Here is a 14,906-nt window from a genome sequence, read left to right on the forward strand (position 1 = left end):
TTATATCATGCTAGGCTTAAAACTTCCTACGGATCCAAGATGGGTCAATATTGTAGAAAAGAATATTGAAGAAATTCTTACCGATCACGCATATTGTGAACAAAAAGCAACATCAACAGCAATATCGCTAATTGTAAGCTTTCCAGAATACACAGAGTTGGTTCAGGAAATGACTAAATTAGTGAAAGAAGAAATTAGCCATTTCAAAATGGTTCATGACAAAATAATTGCCAGAGGATGGACTTTGGGAAGAGATCGAAAAGATGATTACGTAATTCAATTAGTAACTTTTTTTCCAAAAGGAGGAAGTAGAACTACCCAATTAGTGCACCGTTTATTGTATGCTGCTCTTATTGAAGCTAGAAGTTGTGAGCGTTTTAAACTTTTATCCGAGGAATTAGAAGATCAAGAACTTGCAAAGTTTTACAGAGACCTTATGGTAAGTGAAGCCAATCACTAWACGATGTTTTTGAATTTTGCCCGACAATATGGAGACCGTAAAGAGGTAGATCAAAAGTGGCAAGACTTGTTGGAATTTGAAGCGGAGATCATGAAGTCCCTGAGCAAAAAAGAAACGATTCACGGCTAAAGTGAATTTAAGTGAAAGAGATTATCTAAAAAATCATAAATACACTTAACTGTCAGTTTGAGCTTGTCGAAGACAAATTAAAAATTATGCAGTTAAAAACTTCGACAAGCTCAGTTTGACAATAAAATAATATTTTTTAGAAGACCTTTTTATTTTACTATTGTGGCTATAAAGGGATAAAAGCGGATACTTTATAAAATTCGTCCGATGTTCCAGCATCGGTATTTAAAGTTGCTCCAGCAGATATCCTAAAAGCGATTCCTTTGTCGAATTTAAGCTTAATAGAACCTCCTAACCATTGATACACTAATAAAGGATCTCCATCCTCTTGTCTTGTAATACCAAATGATTCGTAAAAAGCACCTAATACGACACGTTTACTCACATTAATTCCTGGAGCCATCCAATTGAGCAAATAATCTTTGGTAACAATACCGTCATCTTCTCTTATAGATTTATAATAGGCGATATAACCTTCAAAATCCAATAGTTTTTTTTGATAATTAACATATATACTTGGTACAATACCTTCAGCAATCTTAGTTCCGGTGCTATTTGAAGAAAATTTACCGCTAGTAATTCCAAAAGATGGATTGATGTATAATGAATTATCGAATAATTTAAACCCAAGTCCGACTGAGGTTTCTAGTAATAAATCACTTCCCGATTCCAAATTTCCAAAAGCTGGATTTGTCCAAAAAATGGTATAAAAAGTGATATCATAATTTTTACTAGTTTCAAAGTTTCCAAAGAAAATTGGATAAAACCCTGCAACGCTATTGTGAATAATTTTTGTTGCAAAAGTTGTTTTATTTGCTTCCTCAGATTCTTGAGCTTGTAAAATATGGGTAGCAAATAGTATTACTAAAAATTTTAGTATGCCGTTTTTCATGATTAAAATGTGTGTTTTGATTTATAAAAATTGATTAATTAAGACAGAGATTTCTTGATGCCTTTCTTCTAAATGAAGATGATGTCCTCCTGTGATCCAATGCAGCTCCTTTTTTCTGAATTTTTGAAGTCTTTTGTGAAACATTCCTTCAGCAAAGAGTCCTTGTTTTCCGAGTATTATTAATACTTCAGAAGTTACTTTGTCAATAAATAGTTGTGCTTGTTTCTCTGTCATTTTGTAGATTGCTGGCAATGCTATTCGTGCATCATATCGCCATCGATATCCATTAGATATTTTTTGCAAAGAACGCTCTACCAAAGATGCTGAGGATTGATAAGAAATATTTCCGAAATTACTTCGCATCCTATCTTTTATAGCTTCTTCTTTTGTTTTAAAATGTGGGACATCTATTGAAGAAAACCCATATAACTTGGCCTTCTTTGCCATTTTTTGATGTTTAATCGATTTTCTAAAATTGTGGACGATACTATTATCTTCCAAAACAAAAGGAGCTCCAAGACCATCAATAAATATTAATTTATCTATAAGTTCAGGCATAGCCCCAGCCATAATGCTAGCGATTCCTGTACCCATAGAATGTGCAAGGATTGAAGTTTTTTCCCATTTTAAAATGTCTATTACTTCCAATAAATCTTTGGCATAATCCCACAGAAAGTAAGAGCTATTTTGGGATCTATGGTCTGATAATCCATGTCCGGCGATATCAATCGCCACAAAATATTTATCTTTTGAAATAAATGGTGCTAAGCTATCGAAAGTATTGGCATTATCTAACCAACCATGGATTCCTAAAATTGGAGGATTATTTGGATCGCCCCAAGCTTTAGCTTTAAGTCGTAACCCTCCTAGGTCAAATGTTAATTCCATAATTAAACTAATGGAGAATTTGTACGTTCTTCTTTTACAAGTTGCAATGCTTTGTTTTTTAATTCAATTACGTTGAATTTACCATTTGGTGTTTTAGGTATTGAATTAATAATTTTGAGATGCTCTGGTATTTTATATATCTCTAGTTTCTCTTTACACTGAACTAATATATCATTCTCTGATATAGCGAAACCTTCTTCCAATACTACAAAAGCAAAAAGTGCTTCTCCATAGTCTTGATGAGGAACTCCGGTTACAACCGCCGAATTAATTCCAGAGATCGTATTCAAATAATCTTCAACTTCTTTTGGACTTACCTTAATTCCCCTCGAATTGATCATATGATCCATTCTTCCTTTAAAATATAGATATCCGTTTTCATCGATACTACAATAATCTCCAGTATACAATACTCTTTCTCCAGGATAAATTCCTGGTTTCAGTTTTTCAGATGTTTTATCAGGTTTCTTCCAATATCCTTGCATTACTGTAGCTCCTCTTATCACCAGTTGACCAATGGTGTTTGGTGTATCAATTCTATTTCCTCTTTCGTCTACAACCCACAATTCGGTATTAGGGATAGCCACTCCAACACTATTAGGTTTTGCATCAATTTCTTTTGGTGGTAAATAGGTACATCGCTTACACTCCGTGAGACCATACATAGAGAATATATCAGCTTTGATAAAAAGCTTTTTTATCATTTCGATATTGCTAGGCAGTAATGCCGCACCGGTATTTGTAACTACCCGAATACTGGAAAGATCAAAATTGTATTTTTTACTTTGTTCATACAACAACATAATCATTGTTGGAACTGCTGGTAGTACAGTTGCTTGTTCTTTTTCAATAGTTTTTAATAAAAAAATAGGCCATGAAGATTCTTTTTCTAATAACAAAGTAGCTCCTTTAGAATTAGACATAATCATCTGATACAAACCATAATCAAAGGATAATGGCAATGCACATAACACCTTATCATTTTGTTGATAATCTAGGTATGCGTTTAAAGAATTCGTAGCTGCAATCATGTTTGCATGTGAAAGCATTACACCTTTAGGTTCGCCTGTAGAACCAGATGTATAAATAATCGCAGCTAAATCAATACTAATTAAACCAGAAGGTTTTAAATTTTGATTATGCTCCTCTAAAGTATCCGAAAAATCAATAAATAAGTCTTCATTGAGCTGTTCATCTTTATTAGCAACAATAACCTTAACTAGCTTGGATTTATGTATGATTTCAGTGTGCAGCACAACTGTATCCTTAGCAGAAATAAAAACTATTGCTCCAGAATTATTTAGAATATATTCCAATTTGTTTGATTTCAATTCTGTTCCAACAGGAATAACTATAGCTCCAACTTTGAGCACAGCCCAAAATGAAATAACCGCTTCAATGGTATTTCCTAATTGAAGTACGATTCTGTCTCCCCTCTTCACCCCAACACTTTGAAGATAAATGGCTAATGAATCTGAATGATTTTGTATTTCAGAAAAAGTAAATCTATTTTTTCCAGTAACAACAGCAATTTTATTAGGAAATAGACGTACAGATTCTTCCAAGAAATTTTGCATTTTTGGTATCATTGTTTAGTAAGATTTGTGATTTTGAATAGAGAATAAAAGTCTTAATCAAGGCCTTTAATATCTATCGATATCAAAAGCCTCAAAAATTTTCTCTAGATGTAAATAATTATTAAATAAGAGTATGAAGAAGATAGGATTTATCTTCTAAATAGCAGTTACAGGTATCTTCATTTCGTTTAACACATATTCAAATATTGATTTTAATGTATTAAAATGTTTTGCTTCTATAGTATCTGCATTTACTTCGAATCCCTGAATATTATCTTCTAAAAACGTAAGAAAAAACATGGATKACAAGGAATCTATACCTAAATCATTTTTAAGATGAGAATCCATAACAATTTGATCCTTTGTAATATTAGGTATGCTATCTATTAGTCCATTTTTTATGGTATCCAAAATTATATCTGTATTCATTGTAATTAGTTTAGAATTAATTCATCCTGATGCTTGACATCAACCATTATTTGCTTATTCATGATATCTGATGTAGTATCACCTTTTCTTATCAGGTAAGACTTCTTTTCATACATAAGCACTTCTGCAGGAAATCCATGACTATGAAAAAGTCCAGGAGAAGAACTAGGACCATATGCGCCAGAAAACCCAACTAGTAAAACATCTGAAACTTTTGTTTCTTTTAATTCCATATTTCGACCAACGATATCATCTGGACTACATAAAGGTCCAGAGACCTGATATATTTGCTTCATGGCATTACTTGGGGCTGAGATGTTTTGCATTGGAAAATTTCTTTTCACTACTCGTCCAGAACCTGCAGCAGCAGAATGGCAATTTGTACCTCCATCGGTAACCAAAAATGTTTTTCCATGATTCTCTTTTATATTATTAACGGTAACGGCAAAATAACCTGCCGTACCGGCAATGAATCTTCCAGATTCCATAATGATTCGTGTTTCTGGATGTTTTTCATGGAATTTAGAAAATAAGGGAACCATTAACTCTTTAAATTCTGTTATATCTAACGGGTTCTGATTGGTGAAATATGGAATTCCCATTCCTCCACCCACATCTACCATAGTAAACTTACAGTTATACTTCTCTACAATTTTATCATACAATTCTAAAATGTACTTCGTGTTTTCATATACTGAAGTAGCCTCCAGTATATTTGTTCCATTGTATACATGAATGCCCTTTACATTTACGTTTGGTGTATCCAGGTATTTTTGAAAGTTTTGAACTGCTCTTTGTTCTTCAATTCCGAAATGTGTAGGCCTTCCTCCCATTTTCCATGGTGATCCTTCTGCAGAAAAATCAGGATTAATTCGAATCGCTACATTGGTCGTTACATTTAGTTCTTTTGAAAAATTAGAGACTCTTTCCAATTCGATCTCAGATTCGACAACAATCGCATAGATATTTAATGATATTGCTCTTTTAAGTTCATAATCTTTTTTACAAGGCCCTAAATAGATGATATCTTCGGGAATTGATCCTGCTTTCAATGCTATTTCCATCTCTGTTATTGAGCAGACTTCTGTGCATGCACCGTTATTTCTTAATAGTCGAACTAAAGAAACATTGGGATTCACTTTCAATGCATAAAATACATCTACAAATTTTGGTAGGGCATTAACGAGATTTTTATAATTTTTTATTAATTGATCTCCATCATAAATATAGGAAGGAGTACCATATTCTCTTGCAATAGATACTATTGCTGCATTATCTATTTTCATATGTTCTTTTTTATTGTTAGAATAGGATATAGTTAGATGAGAATCATCGCTCCTGAATATCATTATTCTAAACAACTAGTTTTTATAGAAGACATCCTTATATAATGTCATCTTGCTTTCACGGTAAGTGTGATTAATAAATTGCAACTACAATTGATATAGGAGTTCTGTAATTGCTATGTTTTTTTTAGAAAGTGGTTTAATTATTTATCTGAATTAAACATATCATATTCGATAAGCCATTCTTCATTCTCTTTTTTCCAAAGAATCACATAAGACCCTTCGAATATTGGATTCTTTTGAGAATTCACATACCCTAACATATGACAACGTTGAAATGCAACATCCATCTCACCGAAAAACTGTAGTTCATCTTGAAAAAATTCAACTCTATCTACATTTTTTACACTAGCTGTAAATTCTTTCTCTATTTCAGATCTTCCTATTCTTGGTTTTACTCCAGGTTTCATAAAAACTGCACCTGTAGTTGTATATTCTTCCGAGATACCTTTTGGATCTTTATTTTTCCATTTGGTTTCGAAACGACGATCAGCAATATCAATAAGTTTTGCTTCTTTTAAGAGGTCTTTTTTCGTAATCGTTTTTTTTCCGAAGTAGCTGACTACCGATTCTTTATATTCAATTTTTACTACCTCTGATATATCATTTTTTGTAAACGAATATACCAAAGTAGTTAGTACTGTCACGAAAATGAGAATAAATCCCCGTTTTAAATGAATTGAGTTCATGATTTTAAATGGTTTTAAGAGTTATTAATTGTGTTTTTATATCGACCCAAATTAGCATAGGGGAATTTTCTTTGATATAAATTTTCTAACATTAATTCTCTTTTATTTTAATTATGAATCTCTTAAAACGACATATTAACCACAAAAGAAATATGTATTAATCACAATTAAATTGATTTTTTAATGTTAATATGACATATTTTTAACATTTGTTCAATAAAATAACATAACAACCAACTTAACACAATGTCACTTACATCATTAAACACCTTGATCCTAGAGAACCAAGGATCAGCTAATCATTATCGCAAAAAAGAAATCATCGTTCACGGAACACATTTTTACAAGAAAGTTTACTTCATAAAAAACGGGATTGTAAAAATCAGTAGTATTACAAAAAATGGAGAAGAGATTATTCCTTTACTACTTACTTCGGGGAATTTTTTTGGAGCAAAACCAACTATTGATTGCTTTTATTTTGATTATACCTGCGAAGCCTATTATTCACATACAGAAATACAAGAGTATGACTTAACTTTTTTTCAAAAAATTATTATAGACAACAAAATAAACGATCAAGATTTTTTAGGAATATTTTGTAAACAATACAAAGAATTGGAACGAAGAATAAAAACCTTATATATACGAAATGCTGAACAAAGGCTACTAAATGTATTTGTAGAGTTTAAAGACAAGTTTGATTATCAACTCGATAGTAAAAACAATATCATTATTTGTATGCCACTCAATCAAGAAGAAATGTCAAATTATATAAGAGTTACCAGAGTGACTATTAATAAAATTATAAATAAACTAAAACGCAATCTATTGATAGAATCTGATCAAAATACATTAACACTCACAAAAAAGTTCTTTGAGTATCATAAATCTTTTTAGAAAATTATTGAATAAAAAAAAGCTCACAGTTTAGTGAGCTTTTTTATCTAATATTCTTTCTATAATTATAGTCTATAACCTACTGATAATTGAATGTTTCTACTAGTTCCGTCTATGCTAAGACCGGCATCTTCATCAAAAACATTGGATAGCCCTAATGCATATCGAAGATCTACAAAGAAATTATCTGTAATATTTGCTCCAATACCAACCACAGCGGCAAAATCAAAAGTTCCAAAATCTGTAACGCCTGCCTGATTATCTTCCCATTCCCATATTTTAACTCCTGCCTGAGGACCAAGTTGTACATTAAAAATATCGGTAATGTTATATTTCAATAAAACTGGTAATTGTAAATAATTGACTCTTAAATCACGATCTTTATTTCCTTGTCCAGAATATTGAAATTCTGGTTGTAACCTTAACTTATTTGTTAACCTAAAATCTGCTAAAAAACCTACAACAACTCCTATTCTACTCTTATCCAAATCTCCTGTAATATCATCAGAACTAATTGAGCTCAAATTAGCTCCAATTCTAATTCCATATTTTGATTCTTGGGCATTTATGGTAAACCCACCAATTAACAAAGCAAAAATTAAAAGTATTGTTTTATTCATAGCGTAAGCATTTATAATTATTTGGTTATAAGTACAATTTAACACAAAAAAAGCAATTTTTAAACGAAAGAATATGTTTTAATTTAAAAAATAAAAGGTAAAATCGGATGAAATACCAATTACCATGTTCTTTTACAATTTACAGACTTTCAAGTTTTTCACTATATAAGGACTTAATAATCCCGTCTGAAAGTCCAATCTTCGGAACATAAATTTCTTGGGCTCCGCTCCACTTYATTGCAGAAAGATATATTCGAGTTGCAGGAAGAATTACATCTGCTCTATCTTGATTAAGATTCAATTGCCAAATCCTTTCCTCATATGATAAGGATTTCAATAAATCATAGTAAGAACTTAAATATAAAAATGAAAGTGGTTTTCCATTACTTTTTCCACTATTCTTGAAAATATTATTAATATTTCCTCCAGAACCAATTAATGACAATCGTGAATAACCTTCAGTAACACTTTTAATCCACTCTTCTACTTCATTCCATGTGTTTTGAGAAACCACATTATTCAATAATCTCACAGTTCCAAGTTTAAAAGATCTAGAAGCCACTGTTTTTCCATTATGGTAAAGTGTAAATTCAGTGCTTCCTCCACCAACATCAACATATAAATAAGTAGCATCGGTGTTAATAAGGTCATGAAGATCAGTCATAGCGATGATCGCAGCTTCATTAGTACCATCAATAATATCTATATGTATTCCAGTATTTTGCTTGATAAGATCCACAACTTCTTTACCATTTTCAGCTTCTCGCATAGCAGATGTAGCACAAGCTTTATAACGTACAACCTTATGAGTTTTCATTAAAAGTTGATACGCTTGCATAGCATCTAACATTCTGCTAATATTTTCTTCTGAAATTTTCCCTGTTAAAAACACATCTGCACCCAACCTAATCGGCACACGTACAAGGCTAGTTTTTTTAAATCGTGTCTTTTTTCCTTCTTCTTCGTGAACACTACTTATTAATAATCTCACAGCATTGGAACCAATATCTATAGCTCCATATTTTTCTATAGTCAACAAAATATCTAATTTCCTAATTTTTTTAAATAATAGTCATAAGTGGCAATTTGGGATCTTACCTTTTCTTTATCATTTCGAATATAACTATTATCCTGATTTTCTGAAAGTTTTCGTCCCTTTACATTATCACTCCAACAGATCTCAAAGGTATCAATTAATTCTTCCTTAATATCAGTATCATAAATAGGGCAGCTAATTTCTACTCTTCGATCTAAATTTCTTCTCATCCAATCCGCTGATGAAATGAATACCTTAGGTTCTCCTCCATTTTCAAAAATTAACAGTCTAGGATGTTCCAAAAATTTATCGACAACACTAATTGCCTCAATGTTTTCACTCATTCCTTTTATCCCAGGAATCAAGCAACAAATACCTCTCACAATCAAATTGATTTTCACTCCAGCTCTACTTGCATCGTAAAGTTTATCAATCATTCTGTAATCACTAAGGCTATTTAGCTTCAATTTAATTCCAGATGATTTCCCTTCTTTACTATTTTTTATCTCATTATCTATTAATTTAACTAATGAACTTCTGGTATAATGAGGAGATACCAATAAATGTTTATACCTACTTACTTTATAATTTATATCAAAGAATTTAAATACTTTATTGGTTTCCTTGAGAATAGCTTCATTGGTTGTAAATAAGGTGTAGTCGGTATATATTTTAGCTGTAGATTCATTAAAATTACCTGTACTGATAAACCCGTATCGTTTGAGTTCATTTTTTTCTTCTCTTTCGATAACACAAGCCTTACAATGCACTTTTAAACCAGAAACTCCAAAAATAAGATTAACACCTTCACGTTGCATCTGTTCAGCATACCTTATATTTGCTTGTTCATCAAATCTGGCTTGGAGTTCTATTTGTACAGTAACTTTTTTACCATTTTTTGCAGCATTAATTAGGGAACTTGCTATATGAGAAATCCTTGCTAGCCTATAAATGGTAATTTTAATTGTTTTTACTTTAGGATCAATTGCAGCTTCTCTTAAAAACTTTACTGTGTATGAGAATGTATGATAAGGTGTGTATTGTAAAAAATCTTTCTTCGCAATCTTATCGAGGAGACTTCCTTGTAAACTCAATCCAGGAATTGTTAATGGAGTCAGTGGTTGATATACTAGGTCATTTTTTCCTAAATCTGGAAAATTCATATAATCTCTACGATTATGATACTTTCCTCCAGGAATAATACTATCTGTATTATCTACACCCATTTTTTCCATTAAAAAATTCAGCGTATCCTTATCTATTGTTTTATCATAAACAAATCTTACAGGTTCTCCATCTCTTCTTGATTTTACAGAACTAGATATTTTTTCTATAAAACTTTTGCTAAAATCGTTATCAAAATCTAGCTGTGCGTCTCTAGTAATTTTGATCATATGAGCCGAGGCGCTTATATAATCGAAAATACTAAAGTTTATTTGCATACAATATCTTATGAGATCATCAAGAATTATAATGTATTGCTTCCCATCTTTTTCAGGCAATACAACAAATCGATCCATATTCTTAGGGATCTCAATAAGAGCATAAATCTTCTCTTTTGTCTTCTGCTGTAAAATTTTAGATATTTTTCCTTCTTTAGGCACCTTTTCTTTTAAAACCAATTTTACAGCTAGATAGGCAACACTATCTTTGAGATGAGGAAATTTATCCAAATCATTTAAAATGTACGTTACTAAAGCGGGACTTACTTTATCTACGAAATATCTTCGTATAAAATTATCCTGTTCAGGAGTAACCTGATTTTCATTGATAATAAATATATTATGCTCTTTTAGTTTTTCGCTGATGGTATTAATTGTTTTTAAACTCTCCGACTGTTGTTTAATTACAATTTTAGTAATCTGCTCTAAAAGTTCACTTGCAGTCAATCCTTTTAAAACATTTTTTCCATCTCTACCTGAAAGATCAATTCTTTTGATGGCCGCATATCTAACTTTAAAGAACTCATCTAAATTATTTGAAAATATTCCGATAAAACGAAGTCTTTCTAATAATGGAACACTATCATCTGAGGCTTCCTGAAGTACACGTGCATTAAACTGCAACCAGCTTAATTCTCGATTTATATACCTATTAACTTGGTTTTCTTCCATTTATCGTAGATCTTTAGGAAATAAAGTTAGTATGTTTTTTCCTACGCTAATATCACTCCAATCATCAACATCAAACTGAATACCAACAACACCTGCTGTTGGTAGATTATCAATCATTTGATTACCGTACAGATTTACTATTGAAGTAAAAGCGTGATTATGACCAAAAATTAGTAAAGTATCCACTTGGTTATCACAACTTTTAATTACTTCTACCACCTGATGTCCACTAAAATCATAAAGCTTCGGTTCTAAACTAAAAATTTGATCGTCAATATCAAGATGATCTGTTATTATTTGAGCCGTAGTCTTCGCTCTAACAGCATCGCTACTTAACACCCTATCCACAGTAGTAATGCGGGTTTTAAGTTCTTTTCCAATTAAATCCGCATCATTCAAACCTCTCTTATTTAATGGTCTCTTATGATCTTCCAAATCAAACTCCCAAGAAGATTTAGCATGTCTTATAATGTACAAGGTTTTCATAATCTAGTCATCATTTATATTCGCATAAACTTTACATCCACAAGTTTAAGGATAAGCATTTACAATTCTGTATATATTTTGATAAAAATAATTTTAGTTAATAAAAAGTAGTATTGAAAAAAGTTTCCAAAAAAGGAGTCATTGAAGTAACATTTTCATATTTAACATAAAAATTCTCCCTTAAAACAATGAAAATGAGCCGAATAATAAACAGCAGTTCATCGATAAAACCGTATTTTATATCGAAAAGATCAGTTTTTACTTACATAATAAGTTGTTAAAATTTAAATTTACCTACGGTTTCCCCTTATAATGAAGAAGTTTACCCTTATTCAATTAAATACAATTTAGTATCAAGTTTTAAGTTAAATACAATAGGGATTAAAAAAGGAAGAAGTGGAAAAGATTGGATTTTCAAAAATAGGATTGTTAAAACTGCAATATGCATTTATAGTCATTGCAGCTATTAGTTGTTCAAATTTATTTGGGCAAGTAGAAGTTCCTTTGGAAAAAAGAACTGAGTTTACCATCAAAGGAGATTTTAAGTTTGTTTCTAATACTATATTAGGAAAAGTTAGTAATGATGATGGTACCGATGTTTTTGATCCAAACAAGAGCTACAATAACGGTGGATTGAATAATCAATTCCAAATGGGTTTCATTGATATTGATAATGATGAAACTACATTTAACTCTAGTAGTGCAGATCTTGACATACCTTCAGGTTGTGCTTCCATTAAGCATGTAGGATTATACTGGACCGCTTCTTACGCAGACAAGGAAAGAGCACATGACATTACTTCCATTAAAATAAAGTATCCCGGAAATGCATCATACACTTCTCTTACTGGTGCTGAAATCATACATGATTATTACAATGATGAGACTTCTTTATTTAAACAATATTCTTGTTATAAAGATATAACTGACCAAGTAACAAGTCTTAAAGATCCAATGGGAACCTACACTGTTGCTAATATTCCAGCAACTACATCAGAAGTAAATAATGACCCTACATTAGGAAATGGTCTTGCTGGTGGTTGGACAATGGTAGTTATTTATGAGGATAACTCGAAGCCCAGAAAACGTTTTTATGTATATGATGGATTTGTAAATATCGATTCTAAAGCGAAACCTGTAGAATTTTCATTCGATAATTTCCAAACTATTCCAGAAGGTGCTGTACATGGTAAGATTGGTGTGATTTCATATGAAGGAGATAAAGGAATCAGAGGAGATCGTTTTCAGGTACTATCTAATGAAACTAATAAATATAAAGGAATTACGGATAATACAAATCCAATGAATAATTTCTTTAATGCGAATATCACTGAAAACGGTAAAAATATTACTTCTAGAGTTCCTGCAAGTCAAAACACTTTAGGATATGATGCTGATTTATTTGATATAAAAAACCCTAGGAATAGTATTATTGGTAATAATCAGACAAAATCCAGTTTTAGATTACTTACAGATAATGATGGATATTCAGTAATGGCTGTTGCTTTTAGTGTTGAAATATACGAACCTGCCATTCAAATCATTAAAAGGTCTCGCTATTCTGACAATAGCTTTGTTTTTCCTAATGATATTATTGCACCTGATCAGGAAATCATATATAGCTTAACTGTTCATAATGACGGAAATGATGATGCTAAAAACACTATAATCAAAGATATTCTTCCCGAGCACGTTGTATTTTCTAAAGAATCCGTTGTGCTTCCTTCTAAAAGAATAAAATTTGCTTATAATGAAGCTACAAGAACATTAAGCTTTTCTGTACCTAACAAAATGGTAAAAATGGATAGTGATCCCTTTGAAATTAGGTATGCTATCAATGTAAATACTACTTGTGACCTTTTAAATGAGACAGGAGAAGTTACTGTACAGGATCAACCAGTGATTGCTGAGTTTAATGGATCTCTTAACGATACTAAAAAGTATACTAAAGGTTATAATCATATCAATAAGTGTAATCTTCCTGATTATTATCAGATAAAGTTAGCTGTTGACATGAGTGGGCTTAACTGTCCTAATTTTAATACGAATTTTGCTGCAAGAAATAAAAATCTAGAGAAGAATCTCGTAGAAATTAACACTTCTGATAAATCGGAAAACACCGATAGTGCAGGTATTAATGATCATGATATTGTAAGCTCAAATTCTGATCCAGATTCTGAATTGGATGCTAACATGAAACTGGAAAAAACTATTAACGACCTTATTACGTTAAATGAGATTTATTTCGAGTTTGATAAATGGGATATTACCCAAAAAGCAGAAATTGAACTCAATAAAGTTGTTAAATTGATGAAGGAGGACTATCCTGAAATGATTATAAAAATTGAAACTCATTCTGATAGTCGCGGTAATCATGATTATAATTTAGATCTATCTCAAAAAAGAGCAGAATCTATATACAAGTATTTAGTGAATCAAGATATTTCTACAAACAGAATACTATCTTATCAAGGTTTTGGAGAAACCCGACCTGTAAACAACTGTTTAGATGGACAAGATTGTGAGGAAGAAGAGTATCGTATGAACAGAAGATCTAATTTTGTGATCATGCACTAATCAAATACTTAATCTTCAAACCAAACCGATAATAATTTATAATATAGTTAGTTCTAGGTCTTTACGGTGATAATCGCTCTATTTTCCATYGATTTTCGCTTAGTACTTTGTAGCGCATTCTATCGTGTAAACGATTAGGTCGACCTTGCCAAAATTCAAATTCTAAAGGTTTTATACTATATCCACCCCAAAAATCTGGTTTGGGGATCTCTTTTTCTTTGTATTTTTCTTCTAGATGAGCTAACATTTCTTCTAAGCCTTCTCGACCATCAATAACGCTACTCTGAGCTGAAGCCCAAGCTCCTAGCTGACTTCCTCTTGGTCTAGACTGAAAGTACGCATTACTTTTTTCATCAGATATCTTAGTCACTTCTCCTTTGATAATCACTTGTCTTTCTAAATTTGGCCAAAAAAAAGAAATACAAACTTTATTATTTAAGGCTATTGCCTTTCCTTTTTCAGATTCATAATTTGTATAAAATACAAAGCCATTTTCATCATAATGTTTTAATAAAACTATTCTAGCTTTAGGAAAACCGTCCAAACCATTAGTAGTGAGAGTCATTGCATTAGCTTCTTCTACTCCTCCAGCTTCTTCAACTTCTTTAAACCATTGAGAAAATAAAACAAAGGGAGATTTTGCTAAGGTACTTTCCTCCAAAGTATGTTTATCATAAGACTTTCTGTAATCCGTAAGATCTCTATTCATCTATACAATATTATTTGATTCAATAACACTGTAAAAGTAAGACAAAGGCCTTACATA

14 protein-coding genes are annotated in these 14,906 nt (G+C 31.4%); 3 read left to right on the forward strand and 11 right to left on the reverse strand.

The annotated features are described in order from the left end of the window. Positions 1 to 7 precede the first annotated feature (7 nt). A complete protein-coding gene (locus GBO31_RS11265; RefSeq protein WP_219008444.1) occupies positions 8 to 589 on the forward strand; it encodes a tRNA-(ms[2]io[6]A)-hydroxylase in 582 nt (193 codons plus the stop codon). 166 nt (positions 590 to 755) lie between these two features. Here the strand turns inward: GBO31_RS11265 and GBO31_RS11270 are convergent, their stop codons facing one another. From GBO31_RS11270 to GBO31_RS11295, 6 genes are all read right to left on the reverse strand, one after another. Then, a complete protein-coding gene (locus GBO31_RS11270; RefSeq protein ID WP_219008445.1) occupies positions 756 to 1,481 on the reverse strand; it encodes a DUF6733 family protein in 726 nt (241 codons plus the stop codon). 21 nt (positions 1,482 to 1,502) lie between these two features. After that, positions 1,503 to 2,369, reverse strand: a complete 867-nt coding sequence (locus GBO31_RS11275) for an alpha/beta hydrolase (RefSeq protein WP_219008446.1) — start codon at positions 2,367 to 2,369, stop codon at positions 1,503 to 1,505. Between the two features lie 2 nt (positions 2,370 to 2,371). After that, positions 2,372 to 3,946 carry a class I adenylate-forming enzyme family protein gene (locus tag GBO31_RS11280; RefSeq protein WP_219008447.1) on the reverse strand — a complete coding sequence of 525 codons (1,575 nt, stop codon included), beginning with the start codon at positions 3,944 to 3,946 and terminating at the stop codon, positions 2,372 to 2,374. A 156-nt stretch (positions 3,947 to 4,102) separates the two neighbouring features. After that, positions 4,103 to 4,375 (reverse strand): acyl carrier protein, encoded by a 273-nt coding sequence (locus tag GBO31_RS11285; RefSeq protein WP_219008448.1) that lies wholly within the window; start codon positions 4,373 to 4,375, stop codon positions 4,103 to 4,105. 5 nt (positions 4,376 to 4,380) lie between these two features. After that, positions 4,381 to 5,661: a hypothetical protein gene (locus tag GBO31_RS11290; protein WP_219008449.1), complete on the reverse strand. Its 1,281-nt coding sequence runs from the start codon at positions 5,659 to 5,661 to the stop codon at positions 4,381 to 4,383. A 203-nt stretch (positions 5,662 to 5,864) separates the two neighbouring features. Further along, the gene (locus GBO31_RS11295; RefSeq protein ID WP_219008450.1) at positions 5,865 to 6,368 is read right to left on the reverse strand and encodes a YybH family protein; all 504 of its coding nucleotides are present in this window, start codon (positions 6,366 to 6,368) and stop codon (positions 5,865 to 5,867) included. 288 nt (positions 6,369 to 6,656) lie between these two features. Between GBO31_RS11295 and GBO31_RS11300 the strand changes: the two genes are divergently transcribed. Beyond that, a complete protein-coding gene (locus GBO31_RS11300) occupies positions 6,657 to 7,307 on the forward strand; it encodes a Crp/Fnr family transcriptional regulator (protein ID WP_219008451.1) in 651 nt (216 codons plus the stop codon). A gap of 65 nt (positions 7,308 to 7,372) precedes the next feature. On the opposite strand, the gene GBO31_RS11305 is transcribed toward GBO31_RS11300, so the two are convergent. The 4 genes from GBO31_RS11305 to GBO31_RS11320 form a co-directional block, all read right to left on the reverse strand. After that, positions 7,373 to 7,927 carry a porin family protein gene (locus GBO31_RS11305; protein ID WP_219008452.1) on the reverse strand — a complete coding sequence of 185 codons (555 nt, stop codon included), beginning with the start codon at positions 7,925 to 7,927 and terminating at the stop codon, positions 7,373 to 7,375. 139 nt (positions 7,928 to 8,066) lie between these two features. Next, entirely contained in the window at positions 8,067 to 8,966 is a 900-nt protein-coding gene (locus tag GBO31_RS11310) for a Ppx/GppA phosphatase family protein (RefSeq protein ID WP_219008453.1), read from the reverse strand. Between the two features lie 5 nt (positions 8,967 to 8,971). Continuing rightward, complete coding sequence (gene ppk1, locus GBO31_RS11315; RefSeq protein ID WP_219008454.1) at positions 8,972 to 11,077, reverse strand: polyphosphate kinase 1; 2,106 nt, start codon at positions 11,075 to 11,077, stop codon at positions 8,972 to 8,974. Continuing rightward, the gene (locus GBO31_RS11320) at positions 11,078 to 11,563 is read right to left on the reverse strand and encodes a SixA phosphatase family protein (RefSeq protein ID WP_219008455.1); all 486 of its coding nucleotides are present in this window, start codon (positions 11,561 to 11,563) and stop codon (positions 11,078 to 11,080) included. 396 nt (positions 11,564 to 11,959) lie between these two features. Between GBO31_RS11320 and GBO31_RS27305 the strand changes: the two genes are divergently transcribed. After that, positions 11,960 to 14,140 carry an OmpA family protein gene (locus GBO31_RS27305; RefSeq protein WP_219008456.1) on the forward strand — a complete coding sequence of 727 codons (2,181 nt, stop codon included), beginning with the start codon at positions 11,960 to 11,962 and terminating at the stop codon, positions 14,138 to 14,140. Between the two features lie 61 nt (positions 14,141 to 14,201). Here GBO31_RS27305 and pdxH read toward each other — a convergent pair whose 3' ends face one another. After that, on the reverse strand, positions 14,202 to 14,849 hold the full coding sequence (gene pdxH, locus GBO31_RS11330; RefSeq protein ID WP_219008457.1) for a pyridoxamine 5'-phosphate oxidase: 648 nt from the start codon (positions 14,847 to 14,849) through the stop codon (positions 14,202 to 14,204). Positions 14,850 to 14,906: the final 57 nt, after the last annotated feature.

Source organism: Aquimarina litoralis (assembly GCF_019295435.1).
GTDB lineage: Bacteria > Bacteroidota > Bacteroidia > Flavobacteriales > Flavobacteriaceae > Aquimarina > Aquimarina litoralis_A.

Bases quoted from the DNA above. Each gene is read 5' to 3' on its own strand.
- GBO31_RS11305 (WP_219008452.1), bottom strand. From the start codon at position 7,927: ATGAATAAAACAATACTTTTAATTTTTGCTTTGTTAATTGGTGGGTTT.
- GBO31_RS11300 (WP_219008451.1), top strand. From the start codon at position 6,657: ATGTCACTTACATCATTAAACACCTTGATCCTAGAGAACCAAGGATCA.
- GBO31_RS11290 (WP_219008449.1), bottom strand. From the start codon at position 5,661: ATGAAAATAGATAATGCAGCAATAGTATCTATTGCAAGAGAATATGGT.
- GBO31_RS11270 (WP_219008445.1), bottom strand. From the start codon at position 1,481: ATGAAAAACGGCATACTAAAATTTTTAGTAATACTATTTGCTACCCAT.
- ppk1 (WP_219008454.1), bottom strand. From the start codon at position 11,077: ATGGAAGAAAACCAAGTTAATAGGTATATAAATCGAGAATTAAGCTGG.
- GBO31_RS11320 (WP_219008455.1), bottom strand. From the start codon at position 11,563: ATGAAAACCTTGTACATTATAAGACATGCTAAATCTTCTTGGGAGTTT.
- GBO31_RS11280 (WP_219008447.1), bottom strand. From the start codon at position 3,946: ATGCAAAATTTCTTGGAAGAATCTGTACGTCTATTTCCTAATAAAATT.
- GBO31_RS11275 (WP_219008446.1), bottom strand. From the start codon at position 2,369: ATGGAATTAACATTTGACCTAGGAGGGTTACGACTTAAAGCTAAAGCT.